This window comes from Mycobacteriales bacterium, from assembly GCA_035690485.1.
Classification (GTDB): Bacteria; Actinomycetota; Actinomycetes; order JAFAQI01; family DASSKL01; genus DASSKL01.
In genome coordinates this window covers 34,891-56,421 of the sequence record DASSKL010000061.1, presented here as the reverse complement: position 1 = coordinate 56,421, position 21,531 = coordinate 34,891, and the positions used below count along the sequence as shown (strand labels likewise).

Genomic DNA, 21,531 nt, shown 5'->3' with positions numbered 1-21,531 from the left:
CTGGATGGATCTCTGCGAGCCCAGGCCCGAGGAGCTCGCGCTGATCGCGGAGGAGTTCGGGCTGAACCCGCTCGCCGTCGAGGACGCGACGCACGAGCGGCAGCGCCCCAAGCTCGACCGCTACGAGGACCACCTGTTCATGTCCTTGTACGACGTGGAGCTCGACCCCGCCACCTGCGAGCTGCGCGCCTCAGAGCTCGCGGCGTTCGTCTCGCCGCGCTACCTGATCACCGTGCGCAAGTCCGGGCGGTTCGCGATCGAGGAGGTCACCAGCCGCTGGGACTCCTCGCCCGACCTGGCCAAGTACGGCGTGGGCTTCCTGCTCTACGGGCTGCTCGACGTGGTCGTCGACGGCCACTTCGAGACGGTGCAGGAGCTCGACGACCAGATCGAGTCGCTCGAGGACCTGCTCTTTGACGAGCAGCGGTCGCGGGGGGCCGAGGTGCAGCGGCGCAGCTACACGCTGCGCAAGGCGCTCGTGCTGCTGCGCCGGGTCGTCGTCCCGACCCGCGAGGTCGTCAACGCCCTGATGCGGCGTGACCTCAGGGTCGTCGACGAGGGGATGCTGCCCTACCACCAGGACGTCTACGACCACGTGCTGCGCGCGACCGACTGGACCGACTCCCTACGGGATCTGGTGTCGACGATCCTCGAGACGAACCTGACGATCCAGGGCAACCGGCTCAACGAGATCATGAAGAAGGTCACCAGTTGGGCGGCGATCATCGCGGTGCCGACCGCGATCACCGGCTACTACGGCATGAACGTGCACACCTGGCCGCACGCCGACACCCTCGTCGGCGGGATCTTCGCGCTTGCGCTGATCGTGGTGCTCTCGGTGGCGCTCTACGTCGCGTTCCGCCGCCGCGACTGGTTGTAGACAGGCGCTCAGCGGTAGTTGGTGAACTGCAGTGGGATGCCGAGGTCGGCTTCCCGCAGCACCGCGATCACCTGCTGCAGGTCGTCCTTCTTCTTGCTCGACACCCGCACCGTGTCGCCCTGCACCTGGGCCTGCACGCCCTTCGGCCCGTCGGACTTGATCTTCTTGACGATGGCCTTGGCCTTCTCGTCGTCGATGCCCTGCCGGATGCGCACGAGCAGCCGCGACGTGCCGCCGGCTGCGGCCTCCGGGTCACCGTGGTCGAGCGCCTTGAGCGAGACGCCGCGCTTGACCAGCCGGCTCTCGAACACGTCGAGCACGGCCCGCACCCGGTCGGCCGAGTCGGCCCGCATCTCGACCGCCTCCTGGCCCGACCAGGCGATCGAGGCACCGGTGCCCTTGAAGTCGAAGCGCTGGCCGATCTCCTTGGCCGCCTGGTTCAGCGCGTTGTCGACCTCTTGCCGGTCGACCTTGCTCACGACGTCGAACGACGCGTCCGCCACGGCGTACACCTTCCCCCGACCGCGCCCAAACCGCTCGCCGGCCGGTCGCGGATGTCCGTTACAGTTGGAGCCCTCCGGCAGGTTGCCCGAGCGGCCAAAGGGAACGGTCTGTAAAACCGTCGGCTCAGCCTACGTTGGTTCGAATCCAACACCTGCCACTGACCGGATCGCGGCACCGTTTGCCATCGGTGCTGCGTCCGCGCCGGCCGCGTCCCGCCCTCGCCGAGGTCGGGTACGCTGGTCGGGCGCTCGCCCCCTTAGCTCAGTCGGCAGAGCGTCTCCATGGTAAGGAGAAGGTCTACGGTTCGATTCCGTAAGGGGGCTCTGTGCGTTGCCGCTCTCCCGAGCGCGACGCACGACGGCGGAGTAGCTCAGTCTGGCAGAGCAAGCGGCTCATAATCGCTGTGTCGCCGGTTCAAGTCCGGCCTCCGCTACTTCGATGCGACAACACACAGGAGAGGCACCGTGGCAGCCACCGACGTACGACCGAAGATCACTCTGGCGTGCAACGAGTGCAAGCACCGCAACTACATCACGCGCAAGAACCGCCGCAACGATCCCGATCGGCTCGAGATGAAGAAGTACTGCCCCAACTGCAACCAGCACACTGCGCACCGCGAGACGCGCTGAACGCTGCGCCCGCCGACGTCGAGGCCGTCACCCGCAGGGGTGGCGGCCTTCGTCGTCCAGCGGCTTGCTACGTTGCGCCCCACGCTGTCGTCGATCAGCCTGGAGAGTGGGGGCAATGCCGCTCAACCGCGACTTCATCGGACGGGAGTTCGCCTCCGCCGGCACCTACGAGGTGTCGCGCGAGAAGATCCGTGACTTCGCCGACGCGATCGGTGACCGCAGCCCGGTCTACCGCTCGACCGAGGCCGCCAAGGAGGCCGGCCATCCCGACGTGATCGCCCCGCCGACCTTCCTCACGGTCGTCAACTTCCGGCTCGGTGCCGGGCCGGTGGGCGATGCCGATCTCGGCCTCGACTACAGCCGGGTCGTGCACGGCGAGCAGCGGTTCGTCCATCACCGGCCGGCCCGCGCCGGCGACGTGCTGAAGGGCGTCTCGACGGTGACCGACATCCGCGACGCCGGCCGCAACGAGCTGATGACGACCAAGACCGAGATCACGACCGTCGAGGGTGAGCAGGTCTGCACCGCCTACAGCACGATCGTCTCCCGCGGCACGGCCGCGTCTGCGCAGGAGGGCTGATGACCGCGAAGGTGAGCTACGACGACGTCGAGGTCGGCACCGAGCTGCCGAAGCAGACGTTCACCGTGCAACGCGCGAACCTCGTGATGTACGCCGGCGCCTCCGGCGACTTCAACATCATCCACTGGAACGAACGCATCGCGAAGGCCGTCGGCCTGCCCAACGTCATCGCGCACGGCATGTTCACGATGGCCGAGGCCGGCCGCGTCGTCACCGACTGGGCCGGCGACCCCGGCGCGGTCCTGGAGTACGGCGTGCGGTTCTCCGCCCCGGTGCCCGTGCCCGACGACGACAAGGGCGCCACGCTCGAGGTGGGGGGCACCGTCGAGGAGAAGCTCGACGGCCGCCGGGTCAAGGTCAACATCGACGCGCGGTCGGGTGACAACCGCGTGCTGCAGAACGCCGTCGCGATCGTCCAGCTCGCCTGACGCCCGCATCGTTCCCGGTCCTGCCGGCGGTCGCCGACCTGCCGGACCGCTCCGCCGCGCCCGACGACCGGCGGGCGACCGTCTCCGTGCTCGTCGAGGGCTGGCCCGACGACGTCCGCGCCTGCCTCGACGCGCTGCTGCGCCACACGTCCGATGACGTGGTCGTGCAGGTGCTCGACCTGGGCGACGTCGACGGTGCCGGCGCGGCCGTCGAAGAGTTCGCGGGCCCGCGGGTGCAGGCCTGGCACGTCGCCGGTGCCGCCGGCTGGGCCGCCGCACGTGCAGCGCTGCTGCGTGCCGACACGGCTGCCGTGCACGTGTGGTGCGAGGTCTCGACGGTCTTCGAAGGTGACGCGCTCGGTCCGCTGCTGGCCGCGTTCGACGACCCCGGCGTCGTGGGTGCGGGGTGGCGGGGCGGGGTCTTCGACGCGGAGTGGCACGAAGTCGCCGACGCAGGACCGGGGGAGGTCGACGTGCTGCTGGGCTACCTGTTCGCGATGCGCCGGTCGGCGGCGCTCGCGACCGGCGGGCCGCACCGCAAGGCGCGCTACTACCGCAACGCCGACCTGGAGTTCTCCCTCGCGCTGCGCGCCGCCAGCGGCGGCCGGCTGGTCGTGCCCGATCTCGAGCTGCCGGTGCGGCAGGGCCGCCACCACGGCTATCACGACACCGACCCCGCCTACCGCGACCGCGAGTCGCGGCGCACCTGGTTGCGGATGCGCGACCGTTACCGCCCGCCCGGGACGCGATGACGTATCTGCGTGGTTCCGCGGGTACTCAGAGTGACTAAGGGGAGGGTCGTTCGTTGTCGACAAGGGTAGGGAGAACGTCACTACCGGTAACGGAGACGGCAGGAGGTGGCGCAGCGATGACGGTGATCCCGTTTCGCCGCCGTCGTCGCCACGAGCCCGCCGTCCCGGTCCAGCCGGTGGCGGCTCCGCCCGGCGACGCGATCGTGTTCTCCGGGGGCGGCAGCCTCGGTGCCGCGCAGGCCGGTGCCCTGAGGGCGCTGTTCGAAGCCGGCATCCGGCCCGACCTCGTCGTCGGCTGCTCGGTGGGCGCGCTCAACGCGGCGTTCATCGCCGTCGAGCCGACGCCCGCGCGGGTCGCCGAGCTGCAGCGGGTGTGGCTGGCCCTGCGCTACCGCGACGTCTTCCCCGACGGCCGCTTCGACGTCGCCCGCCGGCTCGTCGGACGCACCGACCACCTGCAGTCCCCCCACGCTCTGCTGGACCTGATCGCCCGGTGCGTACCGGTCGACGACCTCGCCGACACCCGGGTCCCCTGCCACGTCGCCACGACCGACTTGCTGGCCGGCGAGGCGTGCTGGTGGGACGCCGGCGACCCGGCTCGCGTGCTGCTCGCCAGCGCCGGACTCCCGCTGCTCTTCCCGCCGGTCGAGCTCGGGGGCAGCCTGCACGTCGACGGCGGGGTCACCTGTCCGGTGCCCGTGCAGCGGGCGCTCGACCTCGGTGCCCGGCGCGTGTGGGTGCTCGACGTGTCGAGCGAGTTCCACGGTTGGGGGGACGGCGCCATGAGCGCCCTCGACGTGCTGCTCGAGAGCTTCGCGGTCACCCGTTCGCTGCTGGCCCGGCAGGACCCGACCCTCGGGCAGGGGCAGCAGGTGTTCACGTTGCCGCCGCTCGGCGTCGGCCGTCACGACCTGCGCGACTTCAACCGCACCCATCAGCTGCTCGCGGCGGGTTTCGCCGCCGGTCGCGCGATGGTCGCCGAGGCTCTCGGCGGGGAGGCTCCGTCGGGCGACGTCTCGCTGTCAGCGGGCTTCTGACAGCAGCTTCGCCATCCGGCCGACCCCTTCGGCCAGGTCGTCGTCGCCGAGGGCGTAGGACAGGCGCGCGTAGCCGGGCGTGCCGAACGCCTCACCCGGAACGATCGCGACCTCCGCCTCCTCGAGGACCAGCCCCGCCAGGTCCGCCGACGTGGTGGGCCGCCGGCCGCGCAGCTCCTTGCCGAGCACGCTTTTGAGCGAGGGGTAGCAGTAGAACGCGCCCTGCGGCTCAGGGCAGGTGACGCCCGGGATCTCCTGCAGCATCCGGGTCATCGTCTGCCGCCGCCGGTCGAACGCCGTGCGCATCTGCGCGACCGCCGAGAGGTCGCCCGACACCGCGGCGAGCGCCGCCGCCTGCGCGACGTTCGACACGTTGGACGTCGCGTGCGACTGCAGGTTGCCCGCGGCCGCGACCACGTCGGGCGGGCCGATCAGCCAGCCCACCCGCCAGCCGGTCATCGCGTAGGTCTTGGCGACGCCGTTGACCACGACGCAGGTGTCGGCGAGCTCGGGGACCCGCACCGGCATCGAGGAGAACTCCGCGTCGCCGTAGACGAGGTGCTCGTAGATCTCGTCGGTGAGCACCCAGACGCCGTGCTCGACCGCCCACTCGCCGATCGCCGTGACCTGGTCCGGCGGGTAGACCGCGCCGGTCGGGTTCGACGGCGAGCAGAACAGCAGCACCTTCGTCCGCGGCGTGCGCGCTGCCTCGAGCTGCGCGACCGAGACGAGGTAGCCGCTCGCTTCGTCGGTCATGACCTCGACCGGTACGCCGCCGGCGAGCTTGATCGCCTCGGGGTAGGTCGTCCAGTAGGGCGCCGGCAGGAGCACCTCGTCGCCGGGGTCGAGCAGGGTCGCGAAGGCCTGGTAGACCGCCTGCTTCCCGCCGTTGGTCACCAGGACCTGCCCCGGCTGCACGGTGTAGGAGGAGTCGCGCAGCGTCTTCGCCGCGATCGCCTCCCGCAGCTCTGGCAGGCCCGCGGCGGGCGTGTAGTGGTGGAACCGCGGATCGCGGCAGGCCCGCACCGCCGCCTCGACGATCGCGTCGGGCGTCGGGAAGTCGGGCTCGCCGGCGCCGAAGCCGATCACGTCGCGGCCGGCGGCCTTCAGCGCCTTGGCCTTCGCGTCGACGGCCAACGTGGCCGACTCGCTGATGCCGGCGATGCGCGCGGAGACTCGTGCCATGCCCCCATGGTCCCATGGGGATGCACCCCAATTGCCGCGCCCGTCGGCCGTTGCTCCGAGTCGACCGGCGCACGCGTCGGCACGTACACTGACACCCGGCCGGTCCGACCGGTGTTCCGGCACGCCCGTGCGGGAGCGCCCCGGCGGCCGTAGGGCAGTAGCTCAATTGGCAGAGTCCCGGTCTCCAAAACCGGTGGTTGGGGGTTCGAGTCCCTCCTGCCCTGCTGGACCAGTCCGACCGTAGCGACCGACAGGTGACACCGTGACGCAGACGACCGAGCAGCGCCCCGCGCGCAGCGGCTCCGGGAGCTCAGCCGGCGGCCCGATCCGCCGCAGCGCCACGTTCTACCGCCAGGTCGTCGCCGAGCTGCGCAAGGTGATCTGGTCGACCCGCCGGGAGCTGATCACTTACACGGTCGTGTCAATCTTCTTCGTCTCCGTGATGATCGCCATCATCGCCGGCTTCGACGTCGCGTTCACGAAGGCCGTCATCGCGATCTTCGGGTAGCCAGCCCGCGGGCACTCCCGACCCCACCCCGAGCCACCGAACCTCCAGGAAGCAGAGCATCCCCGTGTCCGACCAGCCGCTGGACGAGCAGTCCGAGCCGTTCGCCACGCCCGGCGCGCCCGACATGCCGTCGACGGACGCGGGTGCCGGCGCGGACAGCGCCGACGAGATGGGCCTCGGCCTCAACGACGACGAGACGCCCGGCTACCTCCAGCCCGAGACGCCGTCCGAGCGCACCGACGAGGTCCACGACGCGGTCGACGATGCCGGCAGCGAGGCCGGTGCGGGCGAGGGCGTCAGCGGTCCTGAGGAGGACCCGGTTGAGGAGTTCATGCGCGCGCTGCGCTCGGCTCCCGGCGACTGGTACGTCGTGCACTCCTACGCCGGCTACGAGAACAAGGTGAAGACCAACCTCGAGAGCCGCATCACCTCGCTGAACATGGAGGACTTCATCTTCCAGATCGAGGTGCCCACGCAGGAGGAGACGATCGTCAAGGGCGGCAAGCGCCAGGTCGTCCAGTCGAAGGTCTTCCCCGGCTACATCCTGGTGCGCATGGACCTCACCGACGAGTCGTGGTCCACGGTCCGCAACACCCCCGGCGTCACGGGCTTCGTCGGCCAGACCAACCGCCCGTCCCCGCTCACGCTCGACGAGGTCGCCCGCATCCTCGCGCCGAAGCCCAAGGAGAAGAAGGCCGAGGCGCCGAAGGTCGTCGACTTCGAGGTCGGCGAGTCGGTCACGGTCATGGACGGCCCGTTCGCGACGCTGCCCGCCACCATCAACGAGATCAACCCCGACGCGCAGAAGCTCAAGGTGCTGGTCTCCATCTTCGGCCGGGAGACCCCGGTCGAGCTGTCGTTCAGCCAGGTCGCCAAGATCTGAGCTTCCGCTCGTCCGAAGGACTGTCATGCCTCCCAAGAAGAAGATCGCGGCGATCATCAAGCTGCAGATCCAGGCCGGCCAGGCCACCCCGGCGCCGCCGGTCGGCCCTGCGCTCGGCCAGCACGGCGTCAACATCATGGAGTTCTGCAAGCAGTACAACGCCGAGACCGAGAGCCAGCGCGGCAACGTCGTACCCGTCGAGATCTCGGTCTACGAGGACCGCTCGTTCACGTTCGTCACCAAGACCCCGCCGGCCGCCCGGCTGATCCTCAAGGCGGCGGGCGTCGAGAAGGGTTCCGGCGAGCCGCACAAGACCAAGGTGGCGACGATCAGCCGCGACCAGGTCCGTGAGATCGCCCAGACGAAGATGGCCGACCTCAACGCCAACGACGTCGACGCGGCAGAGAAGATCATCGCCGGCACCGCTCGCTCCATGGGGATCACCGTCACCGAGTAGTTCGAAAGCTGTGGGAGGGCTCCGAGGGAGCCCGCCTGGACCACGAGGAGAAGCAATGCAGCGCAGCAAGAAGTACCGCGAGGCCGCGGCGCTCGTCGACCGCGACCGGCTCTACGGCCCGCTCGACGCCGTCCGGCTCGCCAAGCAGACGTCGCCCACCAAGGGGTTCGACGCCACCGTCGAGGTCGCCATGCGCCTCGGCGTCGACCCGCGCAAGGCCGACCAGATGGTGCGCGGCACCGTCAACCTGCCGCACGGCACCGGCAAGACCGCCCGCGTCGCTGTCTTCGCCACCGGCGACAAGGCCGACGAGGCGCGCGCCGCGGGTGCCGACATCGTCGGCGCCGACGACCTGATCGCCGAGGTCGAGGGCGGTCGCACCGACTTCGACGCCGCCGTCGCCACGCCCGACATGATGGGCAAGGTCGGCCGGCTCGGCCGGGTGCTCGGCCCGCGCGGCCTCATGCCCAACCCGAAGACCGGCACCGTGACGATGGACGTCGCGAAGGCCGTCGAGGACATCAAGGGCGGCAAGATCGAGTACCGCGTCGACCGGCAGGCCAACCTGCACTTCGTGATCGGCAAGACGTCGTTCAGCGACCAGGCGCTGGTCGAGAACTACGCAGCCGCGCTCGACGAGGTGCTGCGCGCGAAGCCGTCGTCCGCCAAGGGTCGCTACCTGCGCAAGGTCACGCTGACGACGACGATGGGTCCCGGCATCCCGGTCGACCCGTCGAAGAGCCGCAACCTGATGGAGGAGGCGGCGCCCGTCGCCTGACGGGGGTGCTCCCGTGTTTTGACCGGTACGGCGAACCCGCCGTACCCTGACCGAGCCGAAGACCGCTGGTTGCCGCCCTCCGGGGCGGCCGAAGGCCCCGCAGCCGCGGGCGGCCCGCGCAGGTGTTGAGGATGGAAGCACGCTCTTGCGTGCGCCCACGCCCCGCGCGCCTGCGCCGGGGCGTTCGTCGTCTTCCGGGGCCGGCACCGACCGGCACACCGGAAGGAGTCGTATGGCAAGGCCCGACAAGGCCGCCGCGGTCGCCGAGATCACCGAGGCGTTCCGCGGCTCGTCGGCTGCCGTCCTGACTGAGTACCGCGGGCTCACCGTCGCGCAGCTCAAGCAGCTGCGGCGGGCGCTGGGCGAGGACGCGACCTACGCCGTCGTCAAGAACACCCTCACCAAGATCGCTGCTCGCGAGGCCGGTCTCGAGACCCTCGAGTCGCTGCTCGAGGGTCCGTCGGCCATCGCGTTCGTGACCGGCGACCCGGTCGCCGTCGCCAAGGGGCTGCGCGACTTCAGCCGCGAGCACCCGATGCTCGTGGTCAAGGGTGGCGTGCTCGAGGGCAGCCCGGTCGGCGCGGACGAGATCCGGCGGCTGGCCGACCTGGAGTCGCGCGAGGTGCTGCTGGCCAAGCTGGCCGGTGGCATGAAGGCCTCGCTCTCCCGGGCGGCGGCGATGTTCCAGGCGCCGCTCACCCAGGCCGCCCGGCTCGCCGAGGCGCTGCGGGTCAAGGCCGAGGCCGACCCGAGCGTGCTCGCCGGTGGCGCCGGCACGCCCGCGGCCCCGGCTGCCGACGCCGACGACTCGCCGGTCGCCGCGCAGACCGACAGCGAGTCCCCGACCGCCGAGCAGGCGGCCGAGGCTGGCGCAGCCACCGAGTCAGAAACCGACACACCGCAGGACGAGCAGCCGCAGGGCTGACGATCTACCCGACCCCGGACCATCAAGCACCAGGAAGGAACGCCACCATGGCGAAGCTCAGCACCGACGAGCTGCTCGACGCGTTCAAGGAGATGACGCTGCTCGAGCTGTCGGAGTTCGTGAAGCAGTTCGAGGACACCTTCGACGTCAAGGCCGCGGCTCCGGTGGCCGTCGCCGCGGCGGCTGCCCCGGCAGCGGCCGGTGGCGGCGCGGAGGCCGGTGGCGGCGAGGAGCAGGACGAGTTCGACGTCGTGCTCGAGAGCGCCGGCGACAAGAAGATCCAGGTCATCAAGGAGGTTCGCGCACTGACGAACCTCGGCCTCAAGGAGGCCAAGGACCTGGTCGACGGCGCGCCGAAGCCGCTGCTCGAGAAGGTCAACAAGGAAACCGCCGACAAGGCGAAGGCCGCCCTCGAGGGCGCCGGCGCCTCGGTGACCGTCAAGTAGAGGCGCTTTGCCCGAAGCGGGTGCTCCCACGTGGGGCATCCGCTTCCGGCTGTTTCGGGTCAGTTACGGATCGATTGCATCGGGGGAAGCGGCCTGTGACGGTCGTCACCCCGACGTAACCTGGTCCGATGGGGCTAGTCAGCGCTCAAGCCCGGCGTGCGCCAGCCGTTACCTAGGAGTGAACGGCTCGTTGCAATTCGTGGCCGGCCTTATGACCACAAGGCCTGATCGCGAAGGCCGACCGAGAGGAAGCACGTGGGCGTCGAGGTACGGGTCGAAGGGCTGTCCAAGTCCTTCGGCAAGCAGGTCATCTGGCAAGACGTCTCGCTCACCCTGCCCGCAGGTGAGATCTCCGTCCTTCTCGGCCCGTCCGGCACCGGCAAGTCGGTCTTCCTCAAGCACCTGGTCGGACTGCTGCGGCCGGACCGCGGCCACGTCTGGATCGAAGGTCGCGACGTCCCCCACCTGTCCGAGCACGAGCTCTACGAAACCCGCAAGCTCTTCGGCGTGCTGTTCCAGGACGGCGCGCTCTTCGGCTCGATGAACATCTTCGACAACGTCGCCTTCCCGTTGCGCGAGCACACGAAGAAGGGCGAGCCGGAGATCAAGCAGATCGTCATGGAAAAGCTCGAGATGGTCGGGCTGGCCAACGCCGAGAGCAAGCTCCCCGGCGAGATCTCCGGTGGCATGCGCAAGCGCGCCGGGTTGGCCCGCGCCCTCGTGCTCGACCCGGAGATCATTCTGTTCGACGAGCCCGACTCGGGTCTCGACCCCGTGCGCGTCGCCTACCTCAACCAGCTGATCGTCGACCTCAACGCCCAGATCGGCGCGACGATGCTGATCGTCACGCACGACATCGGCACGGCCCGCACCGTGCCCGACAACATCGGCCTGCTGTTCCGCCGCGAGCTCGTCATGTTCGGTCCGCGGGAGGAACTGCTCACCAGCGACATCCCGGTCGTGCGGCAGTTCCTCAACGGCCGCATGGAAGGCCCCATCGGCATGGCAGAGGAGAAGGACGAGGCGCTCGTCGCCCAGGAGCTCGCGAGCGTCGGTGCCGCGCCTCTGCCGGCGGCGGGGGCCGGCCCCAAGGGCGCCGGCGGCGCCGGCGTACCCGTCCGGTTGCGCCCGAGCGGCACGCTCGCCGCCGACGACCCGGCGCCGGACCTGCTCGACCAGGAGCCCGACATCGGCACCCGCGCCGCGATCGGCATGGAGCGCGAGCAGGCGCCGGCCGACGGCGGACCCATGCGCCGGCCACGTCGTCCGATCGACCGCGACACCGGCGAGGTGCTCCCGCGCCCGTCGGGGGAGCCGGCGGCCCGCAAGCCCCGCGCGCCCCGCACTCGCCGATCCCGCGGCGGGGACACATGAGCTTCGTCGGGGAGGGCGCGCTGCGCCAGACCGGCAGCCTGTTCGCACTCGCGCTCGACACGTTCAGGGCACTGTTCCGCCGGCCGTTCCAGTGGCGCGAGACGATCGACCAGGCCTGGTTCATCGCCAGTGTCACGATCCTGCCGACCGCGCTGGTCTCGATCCCGTTCGGCGCGGTCATCGCGCTGCAGCTGGGCAACCTGACCCGCCAGGTCGGCGCGCAGTCGTTCACCGGGTCGGCCTCGGTGCTCGCGATCGTGCGCGAGGCGTCGCCGATCGTCACGGCACTGCTGATCTCCGGGGCCGGCGGCTCCGCCATCTGCGCCGACCTCGGGAGCCGCAAGATCCGCGACGAGATCGACGCGATGGAGGTCCTCGGCATCTCGCCGATCCAGCGCCTCGTCGTCCCGCGCGTGCTCGCCTCGATGTTCGTCGCGGTGCTGCTCAACGGGCTTGTCTCGGTCGTGGGCGTCGCCGGCGGCTACTACTTCAACGTCTTCCTGCAGCACGGCACCCCGGGCGCCTACATCGCGTCGTTCACCGCCCTGGCGCAGCTGCCCGACCTCTACGCGAGCGAGGCGAAGGCGCTGGTCTTCGGGGCGATCGCCGCGATCGTCGCGTCCTACCGCGGGCTTCACCCGGCCGGCGGTCCCAAAGGCGTGGGCGACGCGGTCAACCAGTCCGTGATCATCACGTTCATGCTGCTGTTCCTGACCAACTTCATCATGACCGCGATCTACTTCCAGATCGTCCCGCAGAAGGCGATCTGATGGCCGCACCGATCTCCCTCCCACGACCGCTGCGCGGCCCCGCCCGGGTCGCGAAGCGCGTCGTCGACTACCCGCTGGGAGTGCTCGACGACCTCGGCGAGCAGATGGGTTTCTACGGCCGGTCGCTCGGCTGGCTCTGGAAGACGATCCTGCGCTACAAGCGCGAGGTCTTCCGCCTGATCGCTGAGGTGGCGCTCGGCTCGGGCCCGCTCGCGGTCATCGGTGGCAGCGTCGGCGTCATCGCTTTCATGACGTTCTTCACCGGCACGGAGGTCGGCCTCGAGGGCTACCAGGGGCTGGCCCAGATCGGCACCGCAGCCTTCGCCGGCTTCGTCTCCGCCTACTTCAACACGCGCGAGATCGCCCCCCTGGTTGCCGGGCTCGCACTGACCGCGACGGTGGGCGCCGGTTTCACCGCCCAGCTCGGGGCCATGCGCATCAGCGAGGAGATCGACGCCCTCGAGGTCATGGGCGTGCCGTCGATCCCCTACCTGGTGACGACCCGGATCATCGCTGGGCTGGTCGCGGTGATCCCGCTCTACGTCATTGGCCTGTTCTCGTCGTACTTCGCGACGCGGTTCATCGTCACGTCGTACTTCGGCCAGTCCAGCGGCACCTACGACCACTACTTCCATCTGTTCCTGCCGCCGATCGACGTCTTGTACTCCTTCCTCAAAGTGCTGGTCTTCGCCGTCGTGATCATGCTGATCCACTGCTACTACGGCTACTACGCCAAGGGCGGTCCGGCCGGCGTCGGCGTCGCGGTGGGGCGCGCGGTGCGCACCTCGATCGTCGCGATCAACGTGATCGACCTCCTGCTCAGCCTCGCCATCTGGGGCTCCACCACGACCGTCCGGATCGCCGGGTAGCCAGCGATGCCTGCCCTCGGAATTGGCGCGACGGTCAAGCGTCGGCTGCTCGGGTTGACCCTCGTCGTCGTCATCGTCGGACTGATCGCCCTCACGGGCGCGCTCTACAGTCACGCGTTCCGCAACTGGGCACCGGTCGCCCTCAAGACGCAGGACATCGGCAACCAGCTGATCGTGCCCGCCGACGTGAAGCTGCGCGGCGTGCTCGTGGGCGAGGTCACCTCGGTCAGCAGCAGCGGCCGGATCGCCACGCTGCACATGGAGATCGACCCCTCGAAGCTGCACGAGATCCCGGCCAACGTGGTCGCGCGCATCCTGCCCAAGACGCTCTTCGGTGAGAAGTACGTCGACCTCGTCTATCCCGACCACCCCGAGACGGTGCGTCTCGCCGCGGGCGACGTGATCCCCGAGGACAGGTCGAAGACTGCGATCGAGCTGCAGAACGTCTTCCAGCAGCTGGTGCCCTTGCTCAAGACGCTGAAGCCGGTCCAGCTCAACCAGACGCTGTCGGCGCTTGCCGATGCGCTACGGGGACGCGGTGAGGAGCTCGGCAAGAACCTCTCGCTGGCCGACGACTACTTCCGCAAGCTCAACGCGCACCTGCCGACGATCCAGCACGACATCTCCGGCCTGGCCGACCTCGCGTCGTCGCTCGACGAGGCCGCGCCCTCGATCCTGGCGCAGGCCCGCAACTTCGCGGTCAACGCGCGCACGCTGACCGACAAGCAGGACACCTACGCCGACTTCCTGCGGCAGACCGCGACGTTCGCCGACACGGCGACGCAGGTCTTCGGTGAGAACGCCGACCGCATCATCAGCCTCGCTCACGTGAGCCGGCCGGTGACCGACGTGCTCGCTTACTACTCGCCGGAGTTCACCTGCCTGCTCAACGGGCTGGCGACCCTCGAGCCGCGGCTCAACCAGGCGTTCGGTCCGGGGCCCTACCTGCACATCACCCTCGAGTACGTCCCCGACCGCGGGGCCTACACCTACCCGGCCGACCTGCCCAAGTACGACACGATCACCGGCCCCGACTGCCACGGGTTGCCCAGCAGCCCGCAGAGCTCCGCCTACCCGTCGGCCTACACCCAGCAGCCGGCGGCCAACCCGACCCGCACCACTCAGGCCGACTACGACATCGGCCCGGTCGGTAGCACCGCGGAGCAGCAGTTCGTCACCGCGCTGCTCGCTCCGGTCATGAACATGCCGAGCGACGACGTGCCCGCCGGGCTGGCGACGCTGCTCGCCGGGCCGATGATGCGGGGGATGGCGGTGGGCCTGTCATGAGAGGCAAGACCCTCGCCAGCTTCGTGAAGCTGACGATCTTCACGGTCATCACCCTGATCGTCACCACGATCCTGGCGTTCACGATCGCCAACATCCAGTTCCGCAGCACGCACACCTACCACGCGATGTTCACCGACGCGACCAGCCTGCTCAGCGGCGACGACGTGCGCATCGCGGGCGTGCGAGTCGGCCAGGTGAGCGGTGTTCACCTCGCGGACCGCAAGTACGCCGACGTGACCTTCACCGTCGACAAGGACGTGCCGCTGACGCAGGGCACCCAGGCCGAGCTCAAGTTCCGCAACCTCGTCGGCCAGCGCTACCTCGACCTGGTGCCGGGGCCCGGCAGCGGCGCGGCCCTGAAGCCCGGCGGCACGATCCCGCTGGCGCAGACCCAGCCGGCGCTCGACCTGACGACGCTGTTCAACGGCTTCCGCCCGCTGTTCCAGGCGCTGACGCCCGACCAGGTCAACCAGCTCGCCTACGAGATCATCCAGACCTTCCAGGGCACCGGGCCGACCGTCGACCAGCTGGTGATCCACACCGCGTCGCTCACCAACGCGCTCGCCGACCGCGACAAGATCATCGGCCAGGTCATCGACAACCTCAGCTCGACGGTCGCCACCGTCGACGCCAACTCGGGCGGGCTCGACGAGCTGGTCAGCCAGCTCCAGCGCCTGGTCACCGGGCTGGCCGGCGACCGCGAGGCGATCCGTGACTCGCTGGGCAACATCGACCAGCTGGCCGGCAACACCGCGCTGCTGATCGAGCAGATCCGGCCTGCGCTCCCGGTCGACCTGACCCAGCTGTCGAAGGCCGCCGACTACCTCGCCAACACGAAGAACGACCAGGGCGACGTCTTCCTCGATGAGTTCCTGGGCCGTTTCCCCGACAAGCTCAACACGATCATCCGCACCGCAACCTACGGCTCGTGGTTCAACTTCTACCTCTGCGACGTGGACGGGTCGTTCACCAGCGGCGGCACGAAGATCACGACGCCGACGATCCACAACAACGTGCCGGTCTGCAACACCGTCTACAACAAGGAAGCGGCGGGGCAGCCGTGAAGCCGTTCCGCGAGCGCAACCCGATCCCGATCGCCCTGATCGGGGTCGGCCTGCTGCTCGGATTCCTGGTGCTCGCCTTCAACGTCGACAAGCTGCCGCTCATCGGCGCGGGCCGCACCCTGACCGCAGACTTCGCCAACTCCAGCGGGCTGCAGCCGAAGGACGACGTCCGCATCGCCGGCATCAAGGTCGGCTCGGTGAAGTCCGTCGAGCTGCACGGATCGGTCGTGCGGGTCGCGTTCACCGACAACTCCGGCGTACGCCTCGGTGACCAGGCGCGAGCAGACATCAAGATCAAGACGTTGCTCGGGCAGAAGTTCATCGACCTGACCCCCGACGGTCCGGGCGACCTGCACGGCACGATCCCGGTGAGCCGCACCACCACCCCGCTGATCGTGACCGAGGCGTTCATCGGCCTGGGCAAGCGCGCCGGCGAGATCGACACCGACCAGCTGGCCAAGGCGTTCGACACGCTCGCGTCGACGTTCAAGGACACCCCGCCCGAGGTGTCGCAGTCGCTACAGGGTCTGTCGCGCCTCTCCCAGACCATCTCCTCTCGCGACCAGGAGCTCGGCGAGCTGCTCAAGCACGCCAACTCGGTCAGCGGCGTCCTCGCGAGCCGCAACGAGCAGATCACCAAGCTGATCCAGGACGCCGACGTGGTGCTGCAGCTGGTCGAGGACCAGCGGGCCGTGATCCACGACCTGCTCGTCAACACCGCCGACCTGGCGAGCCAGCTGACCGCGCTGGTCAACGAGAACCGCGCGGCGCTCTCGCCGGCGCTCGACAACCTGCACTCGGTGCTCAACATCCTGGAGAAGCACCGCGACGACCTCGACACGGCGATCCACGAGCTGGCGCCGTTCGTCCGCAACTTCGACAACACCCTCGGCAACGGTCACTTCTTCGACAACTTCATCGCCGATCTGCCGCCGGGCGCCTTCCCGGCCGTGCAGGGCGGCGCCGGCAGCGGAGGTGGAGGGTGAAGCGCTACGGCGCCGGCCGGGTCGCGATCATCGCGTTCGGGGCGGCGGCGGTCGTGATCGCGGCAGTCTTCGGCGGCACCGCGGCCTTCGGCAGCGGTGGCGGCTCGATGAAGCTCACCGCCTACTTCCCGCAGACGATCGGCCTCTACGAGGGCTCCAGCGTGCGCATCCTCGGCGTGCCGGTCGGCAAGGTCACGAAGATCCAGCCGCAGGGCACCCGCGTCAAGGTCGTCATGGACTACGACGGGAGCCATCCGGTGCCCGCCAACGCCGGTGCCGTCATCATCCCGCCGTCGATCGTCAGCGACCGCTACGTCGAGCTGACCCCGGCCTACACCGGCGGGCCGAAGATGGCCGACAACGCGACGATCCCCGAGTCGCGCACCGCGATCCCGCTGGAGCTCGACCAGATCTTCGGCAACCTCAACCAGCTCAACGTCGCGCTCGGCCCGAACGGCGCGAACAAGAACGGCGCGCTGTCACGGCTGGTCGACGTCGGCGCCGCCAACCTCAAGGGCAACGGCGACAAGCTGAACACCGCGCTGCAGAACTTCTCCCAGGCCATCTCGACGCTGTCGGGGCACAAGGAGGACCTGTTCGGCACGTTGACCAACCTGCAGAAGTTCACGACCAACCTGGCCAGCCACGACACCGACGTGCGCAAGCTCAACACCGATCTGGCGCAGGTCTCGACGATCCTCGCGGGCGACCGGGAGGAGCTCGACGCAGCGCTGCGCAACCTGGCGGTCGCGCTCGGCCAGGTGGGCAGCTTCGTCCGGGACAACCGCAGCACGCTGACCACCGACGTCAAGCAGCTGACCGACATCACCAACATCCTGGTCAACCGGCAGCGCGACCTCACCGAGATCCTCGACGACGCCCCGCTCGGCCTGCAGAACCTCACGCTGGCCTACAACGCGACCTACCACACGCTCGACTCGCGCGGTGACTTCGAGAACGACTTCGGCAACCCGAGCAACCCGACCAACCCGGCCTGCTTCCTCTACTCGGCGGTCACCCACCAGCCCTGCCCGAGCCTGGGCCTGCCGACGGCCGTGCCCTCCACCCTGTCGCCCACGCAGGAGATCATGCAGCTGTTGAAGGCGGGCCAATGAGAGCGCGCCTGTTTCGTCCGGTCGCGGCCGCGATCGCCGTCCTCGTCTGCGCGACCGGCTGCAACTTCACCGGCATCTCCGACCTGAGCCTCCCCGGCGGTGCGGCGTTCGGTTCGCCGACCTACCAGGTCAACGCGGTCTTCGACAACGTGCTCGACCTGGTGCCCCAGTCGGCGGTGCGGGTCAACGACGTTGCGGTCGGCAGCGTCGACAAGATCACGCTGACGAAGGACTTCAAGGCGCTCGTGCAGATGCGCATCAAGAAGTCGGTGAAGCTGCCCGCCAACAGCATCGCCACCCTGCAGCAGACGACGCTGCTCGGCGAGAAGTTCATCGGTATCGGGCCGCCAGACGGCGTCGTGCCGACGGGCGTGCTGCGACCCGGCACCACCCTGCGCAACCAGAACACCGTCGACTACCCCGACGTCGAGCAGGTCTTCGCGCTGCTGTCCGGCGTCCTCAACGGCGGTGGCCTGGCCAACCTGCAGACCATCAACGTCGAGCTGACCAAGGCGCTCCAGGGTCGCGAAAGCCAGGTCAAGGACCTGCTCAACCAGCTCACGACGTTCGTGGCCGGTCTCGACGCGCAGAAGTCCGAGATCGTCCGGGCGCTGACCGAGCTCGACAAGCTCAGCGGGAAGCTCGCCGCCCAGAACGGCACGATCGCGACCGCGCTGAAGGACATCGGGCCGGGCCTGAAGGTGCTGGCCGACAACCGGGTCCAGCTGGTCGACCTGCTGCAGCACATGTCCAAGCTCGGCGAGGTCGGCAACCGCATCATCACGGCCAGCCGCGAGGACACCGTGAAGAACCTCAACAACCTCGCGCCGGTGCTCACCAAGCTCGCCGCCGCCGAGCAGAACCTCCCGAAGTCGCTCGAGCTGCTGCTCGACTACCCGTTCCCGAAGGACGCCACCAACGCGATCCCGGGCGACTACACCGGCCTGCGGGTCACGCTCGCCGCGGACACGTTGTTCCGCATCCTCGCCCCGCCGACCGGCCCGGCGCCGACGCCGACGATCCCGAACCTGCCGCAGGGCAACGGTGGTCTGCTCGGCATCGGCCAGCTGCCCAGCCTCGGTGACCTGCTGCCCAAGCCCGGCACGACGCCCGGCGGTGTCGGCGGGGTGCTCGGCGGGCTCGGCGGCCTCCTGCAGGGAGGCCTGCGATGATCCTCAGCCGTCGCGTCAAGATCCAGCTTGCGATCTTCATCCTGCTGTCCGCCGCGGGCATCGCCTATGCGGGCTTCTCCTACGTCGGCGTACGCCCCTTCAACCCGCAGTACCGCGTCACCGCCCACTTCGCGGACTCCGGCGGCATCTTCAAGAACGCCGCGGTCTCCGTGCGCGGCGTGGAGGCCGGCCGCGTCCAGGACCTCCAAGTGGTCCCCGACGGCGTCGCGGTCACGATGGCCATCGACCCGAAGTTCCACATCCCGGCCGACGCCAAGGCGAAGGTCGTGAACCTGTCGGCGGTCGGCGAGCAGTTCGTCGACATCGTGCCGCAGTCCAAGGGCGGCCCCTACCTGCACGACGGCAGCGTGATCCCGCTGTCGCGCACGTCGACGCCCATCGACGACGCGACGATCCTGCAGAACCTCTACGCGCTGGCGTCCTCGGTCGACAAGAACCACCTCGGCACCGTCATCGAGGAGCTGGGCGCGGCGTTCCGCGACCTCGGTCCCGACCTGCAGCGGCTCATCGACCAGGGCGACGCCCTGACGAAGGCCGCTCAGAGTGCGCTGCCGCAGACCGTCGCCCTCATCAACGACAGCAAGACCGTGCTCGACACCCAGCAGGCCATCCGCGGCGACTTCCAGACGTTCGCGAAGCAGCTGGCGACGTTCTCCCAGCAGCTGGTGACCGACGACCCGGCCATCCGATCCGTGCTCGACAACGGCGTGACCAGCGCCAACCAGATCACCCAGCTGCTGCAGGACAACCGGTCGGCGCTGCCGATCCTGCTCGGCAACCTCGTGACGGTCAACTCGATCCAGGCGGCGCGGTTGCCCGGGCTCAAGGTGATGCTGACGCTCTACCCGGCGAGCGTGGCCAACGGCTTCCTCGCCAGCCCCGGTGACGGCACCGGCCACTTCGGTCTCGTGGCGACCGACCAGGCGCCCGTCTGCACCAACGGCTACATCCCGCAGAGCGAGTGGCGCAACAACACCCTCGACCCGAAGACCAACCCGGAGGCCTTCGGCGGCAAGGCCAACCTCAACACCGACTGCCGGGAGCCGCACGACAGCCAGATCAACGTCCGCGGATCGCGCAACGCGCCGCGTCCGCCGGGTGACACCACCGATCAGCCGGCGTCCGACACCGGGACGGCGTCGTCCGGCTCCGGCGGTTCGGGCGGCGCACCGTCGCTCCCGGCGCCCTCGGGCGGGGCCGCGTCGGCGGGCTCCGGCCCGGCCGTGACGACATATGATCCGGTGAGCGGTCTGCTGTTCGGTCCGGGCGGCGAGGCCTACCAGCTCGGCACCACCGGCGGTCAGCGGGTCCTCGGCCCGGGTTCCTGGCGGTGGCTGCTGCTGGCCCCGGCGGCCTCGGACTGACCGTCCCCGCCCCCCACGCGAAGGCAGCGATCGTGCCGGACACCTACTCCGAGACCCCACCCGTCGACAGCGAGCCGCAGCAACCCGCGGCCGACGCGGGGAATGCGCTCGCGGCCCGGCGCCGGTTCCCGAGGTGGCTGACGCGTACGACGGTCAGCGCGGTCCTCGCCGTCGTGGTCATCGCGGCCGCCGTCGTGTTCGCGGTGTTCCTCAGCAAGGCGTCGAGCCGCGACTCGGTCACCTCCCAGCGCGAGTCGGCGCTCGCCTCGGCGCGGCAGGCGGCGGTCAACTTCACCAGCTACGACTACCGGCACCTCGACGCCGACTACAAGCGGGTACGCGACGGGGCCACCGGCGCCTTCAAGGCCGACTTCGACAAGCAGAGCAAGGTGCTCGCCCAGGTCATCCAGCAGAGCAAGGCGGTGGCGACCGGCCAGGTCGTCGACGCGGCGATCGTCTCGGCCGGCTCCAGCGACGCCACCGTGCTCGTCGCGGTCGACGACACCATCACCAACACCCAGGCGCCGAAGGGCGTGGTCAAGCACTACCGGTTGCGCATCGACCTGAAGAAGATCGGCGGCCAGTGGCTCGTCGCCAACGTCCAGCCGGTCGCATGAGCGCCGAGGGCGGCGACGGCCCGGGGCGCCGCGCGAGCAGGGACAGCGGGCAGCCCGCCGGCGACGCGCAGGTCACTTCGGAGGAGGCGGCGTTGGCCGACGAGACGACACCGCCCGAGGAGCCCGCGCTCGCGGAAGAGGCGAGCTTCCCGGCGGCGACGGGCCCTTCGGGCGAGACGTCGTCCGCGGACGAGCCGTCCGCTCTCGCCGCCGAGGGGCCGACCCGTCGCCGGTCACCGGCCGGCCCGCGTCTCGCGGCCGTGCTGCCCTGGGCTCTCGGCGTGCTCGCGATCGCCCTGTCGGTCGCGGCCGGCCTCGAGGTGGCGCACGTCCGTCAGGCCGACTCGGTGGCCGACGCGCGCACCCAGGCGGTCGCCGCCGCGCGCAGCGCCGTGCAAGGGGTGCTGTCCTACGACTACCGCCACCTCGACCAGGACTTCACCGCCGGCCGCAAGCTGCTGACTCCCGGGTTCGCCAAGGACTACGAGGAGACGACGAAGGCCGTGGCGCCGACGGCGAAGCAGTACCACGCGGTGGTGACCGCCGAGGTGACCGCGGCCGGCGCCCGCAACGTCAGCGCCGACTCGGCGACCGTCCTGCTCTTCGTCGACCAGACCAGCACCAACACCAAGCACGCGCAGCCGCGCATCGACCAGAGCCGGGTGCGGGTGACCATGGTCAAGGACGGCGGTCGCTGGCTGCTGAGCAAGCTCGAGGCGCTGTAGTCGCGGTCTGGGCGCGGCCGCGATTTCGCACACCGACCGGGCGCTGCTGCTTGACGGGAGACGCCTCCCGGGTGATCCTTCCCTCAGCAGTGACAACCCTATGGGGCACCGTCTCCGGTGCGTCTCGACAGCAGTGTGGCCAGTTCGCTACACTGTCACTTTGCGCTGCCCACCC

Annotated in this window: 25 protein-coding genes and 4 tRNA genes; 27 read left to right on the top strand and 2 right to left on the bottom strand. The window is 69.8% G+C overall.

Annotated features, from left to right (window positions below; all coding sequences use genetic code 11):
• Positions 1-880 (top strand): magnesium transporter CorA family protein (locus tag VFJ21_08605; GenBank protein ID HET7407173.1); only part of this gene is annotated, 880 nt, incomplete at its 5' end.
• Positions 881-888: 8 nt separating this feature from the next.
• On the opposite strand, the gene VFJ21_08600 is transcribed toward VFJ21_08605, so the two are convergent.
• A complete protein-coding gene (locus VFJ21_08600; GenBank protein ID HET7407172.1) occupies positions 889-1,383 on the bottom strand; it encodes a YajQ family cyclic di-GMP-binding protein in 495 nt (164 codons plus the stop codon).
• A gap of 76 nt (positions 1,384-1,459) precedes the next feature.
• Between VFJ21_08600 and VFJ21_08595 the strand changes: the two genes are divergently transcribed.
• The 8 genes from VFJ21_08595 (at position 1,460) to VFJ21_08560 (ending at position 4,810) form a co-directional block, all read left to right on the top strand.
• Positions 1,460-1,541: transfer RNA gene (locus tag VFJ21_08595), tRNA-Tyr, on the top strand.
• Positions 1,542-1,634: 93 nt separating this feature from the next.
• A tRNA-Thr gene (locus tag VFJ21_08590) sits at positions 1,635-1,707 on the top strand.
• A gap of 36 nt (positions 1,708-1,743) precedes the next feature.
• Positions 1,744-1,817, top strand: a tRNA-Met gene (locus VFJ21_08585).
• A gap of 31 nt (positions 1,818-1,848) precedes the next feature.
• On the top strand, positions 1,849-2,013 hold the full coding sequence (gene rpmG, locus VFJ21_08580; protein HET7407171.1) for a 50S ribosomal protein L33: 165 nt from the start codon (positions 1,849-1,851) through the stop codon (positions 2,011-2,013).
• Between the two features lie 115 nt (positions 2,014-2,128).
• Positions 2,129-2,593, top strand: a complete 465-nt coding sequence (locus VFJ21_08575) for a MaoC family dehydratase N-terminal domain-containing protein (GenBank protein HET7407170.1) — start codon at positions 2,129-2,131, stop codon at positions 2,591-2,593.
• The gene (locus VFJ21_08570) at positions 2,593-3,021 is read left to right on the top strand and encodes a MaoC family dehydratase (protein HET7407169.1); all 429 of its coding nucleotides are present in this window, start codon (positions 2,593-2,595) and stop codon (positions 3,019-3,021) included. Before VFJ21_08575 ends, VFJ21_08570 begins: the two co-directional genes overlap by 1 nt.
• Positions 3,022-3,107: 86 nt before the next feature.
• The gene (locus VFJ21_08565) at positions 3,108-3,773 is read left to right on the top strand and encodes a glycosyltransferase (GenBank protein HET7407168.1); all 666 of its coding nucleotides are present in this window, start codon (positions 3,108-3,110) and stop codon (positions 3,771-3,773) included.
• Between the two features lie 116 nt (positions 3,774-3,889).
• Positions 3,890-4,810 (top strand): patatin-like phospholipase family protein, encoded by a 921-nt coding sequence (locus tag VFJ21_08560; GenBank protein HET7407167.1) that lies wholly within the window; start codon positions 3,890-3,892, stop codon positions 4,808-4,810.
• Here VFJ21_08560 and VFJ21_08555 read toward each other — a convergent pair.
• Positions 4,796-5,995, bottom strand: coding sequence for a pyridoxal phosphate-dependent aminotransferase (locus VFJ21_08555; GenBank protein HET7407166.1), 1,200 nt, complete (start codon positions 5,993-5,995; stop codon positions 4,796-4,798). The genes VFJ21_08560 and VFJ21_08555 overlap by 15 nt on opposite strands.
• Positions 5,996-6,146: 151 nt before the next feature.
• Between VFJ21_08555 and VFJ21_08550 the strand changes: the two genes are divergently transcribed.
• The 18 genes from VFJ21_08550 (at position 6,147) to VFJ21_08465 (ending at position 21,356) form a co-directional block, all read left to right on the top strand.
• Positions 6,147-6,219 (top strand) — tRNA-Trp (locus VFJ21_08550).
• Positions 6,220-6,257: 38 nt separating this feature from the next.
• On the top strand, positions 6,258-6,503 hold the full coding sequence (secE, locus tag VFJ21_08545) for a preprotein translocase subunit SecE (GenBank protein HET7407165.1): 246 nt from the start codon (positions 6,258-6,260) through the stop codon (positions 6,501-6,503).
• A gap of 64 nt (positions 6,504-6,567) precedes the next feature.
• Positions 6,568-7,386, top strand: coding sequence for a transcription termination/antitermination protein NusG (gene nusG / locus VFJ21_08540; protein HET7407164.1), 819 nt, complete (start codon positions 6,568-6,570; stop codon positions 7,384-7,386).
• Between the two features lie 25 nt (positions 7,387-7,411).
• On the top strand, positions 7,412-7,843 hold the full coding sequence (rplK, locus tag VFJ21_08535) for a 50S ribosomal protein L11 (GenBank protein ID HET7407163.1): 432 nt from the start codon (positions 7,412-7,414) through the stop codon (positions 7,841-7,843).
• Positions 7,844-7,898: 55 nt separating this feature from the next.
• Positions 7,899-8,621, top strand: a complete 723-nt coding sequence (gene rplA, locus VFJ21_08530) for a 50S ribosomal protein L1 (GenBank protein ID HET7407162.1) — start codon at positions 7,899-7,901, stop codon at positions 8,619-8,621.
• 232 nt (positions 8,622-8,853) lie between these two features.
• Entirely contained in the window at positions 8,854-9,546 is a 693-nt protein-coding gene (rplJ, locus tag VFJ21_08525; GenBank protein HET7407161.1) for a 50S ribosomal protein L10, read from the top strand.
• 47 nt (positions 9,547-9,593) lie between these two features.
• The gene (gene rplL / locus VFJ21_08520; protein HET7407160.1) at positions 9,594-9,992 is read left to right on the top strand and encodes a 50S ribosomal protein L7/L12; all 399 of its coding nucleotides are present in this window, start codon (positions 9,594-9,596) and stop codon (positions 9,990-9,992) included.
• A gap of 255 nt (positions 9,993-10,247) precedes the next feature.
• Positions 10,248-11,366 (top strand): ABC transporter ATP-binding protein, encoded by a 1,119-nt coding sequence (locus tag VFJ21_08515; protein HET7407159.1) that lies wholly within the window; start codon positions 10,248-10,250, stop codon positions 11,364-11,366.
• Positions 11,363-12,136 carry an ABC transporter permease gene (locus VFJ21_08510; protein HET7407158.1) on the top strand — a complete coding sequence of 258 codons (774 nt, stop codon included), beginning with the start codon at positions 11,363-11,365 and terminating at the stop codon, positions 12,134-12,136. Before VFJ21_08515 ends, VFJ21_08510 begins: the two co-directional genes overlap by 4 nt.
• Complete coding sequence (locus VFJ21_08505) at positions 12,136-13,005, top strand: ABC transporter permease (GenBank protein HET7407157.1); 870 nt, start codon at positions 12,136-12,138, stop codon at positions 13,003-13,005. Before VFJ21_08510 ends, VFJ21_08505 begins: the two co-directional genes overlap by 1 nt.
• 6 nt (positions 13,006-13,011) lie before the next feature.
• Positions 13,012-14,292 carry an MCE family protein gene (locus VFJ21_08500; GenBank protein ID HET7407156.1) on the top strand — a complete coding sequence of 427 codons (1,281 nt, stop codon included), beginning with the start codon at positions 13,012-13,014 and terminating at the stop codon, positions 14,290-14,292.
• Positions 14,289-15,356 carry an MlaD family protein gene (locus tag VFJ21_08495; protein HET7407155.1) on the top strand — a complete coding sequence of 356 codons (1,068 nt, stop codon included), beginning with the start codon at positions 14,289-14,291 and terminating at the stop codon, positions 15,354-15,356. Before VFJ21_08500 ends, VFJ21_08495 begins: the two co-directional genes overlap by 4 nt.
• Positions 15,353-16,342 (top strand): MCE family protein, encoded by a 990-nt coding sequence (locus tag VFJ21_08490; protein ID HET7407154.1) that lies wholly within the window; start codon positions 15,353-15,355, stop codon positions 16,340-16,342. The genes VFJ21_08495 and VFJ21_08490 overlap by 4 nt, the downstream gene beginning before the upstream one ends.
• The gene (locus tag VFJ21_08485) at positions 16,339-17,457 is read left to right on the top strand and encodes an MCE family protein (protein HET7407153.1); all 1,119 of its coding nucleotides are present in this window, start codon (positions 16,339-16,341) and stop codon (positions 17,455-17,457) included. Before VFJ21_08490 ends, VFJ21_08485 begins: the two co-directional genes overlap by 4 nt.
• Entirely contained in the window at positions 17,454-18,629 is a 1,176-nt protein-coding gene (locus tag VFJ21_08480; protein ID HET7407152.1) for an MCE family protein, read from the top strand. Before VFJ21_08485 ends, VFJ21_08480 begins: the two co-directional genes overlap by 4 nt.
• Complete coding sequence (locus VFJ21_08475; GenBank protein ID HET7407151.1) at positions 18,626-20,014, top strand: MlaD family protein; 1,389 nt, start codon at positions 18,626-18,628, stop codon at positions 20,012-20,014. Before VFJ21_08480 ends, VFJ21_08475 begins: the two co-directional genes overlap by 4 nt.
• Entirely contained in the window at positions 19,981-20,631 is a 651-nt protein-coding gene (locus VFJ21_08470; protein ID HET7407150.1) for a hypothetical protein, read from the top strand. Before VFJ21_08475 ends, VFJ21_08470 begins: the two co-directional genes overlap by 34 nt.
• Entirely contained in the window at positions 20,628-21,356 is a 729-nt protein-coding gene (locus VFJ21_08465; protein HET7407149.1) for a hypothetical protein, read from the top strand. The genes VFJ21_08470 and VFJ21_08465 overlap by 4 nt, the downstream gene beginning before the upstream one ends.
• Positions 21,357-21,531: the final 175 nt, after the last annotated feature.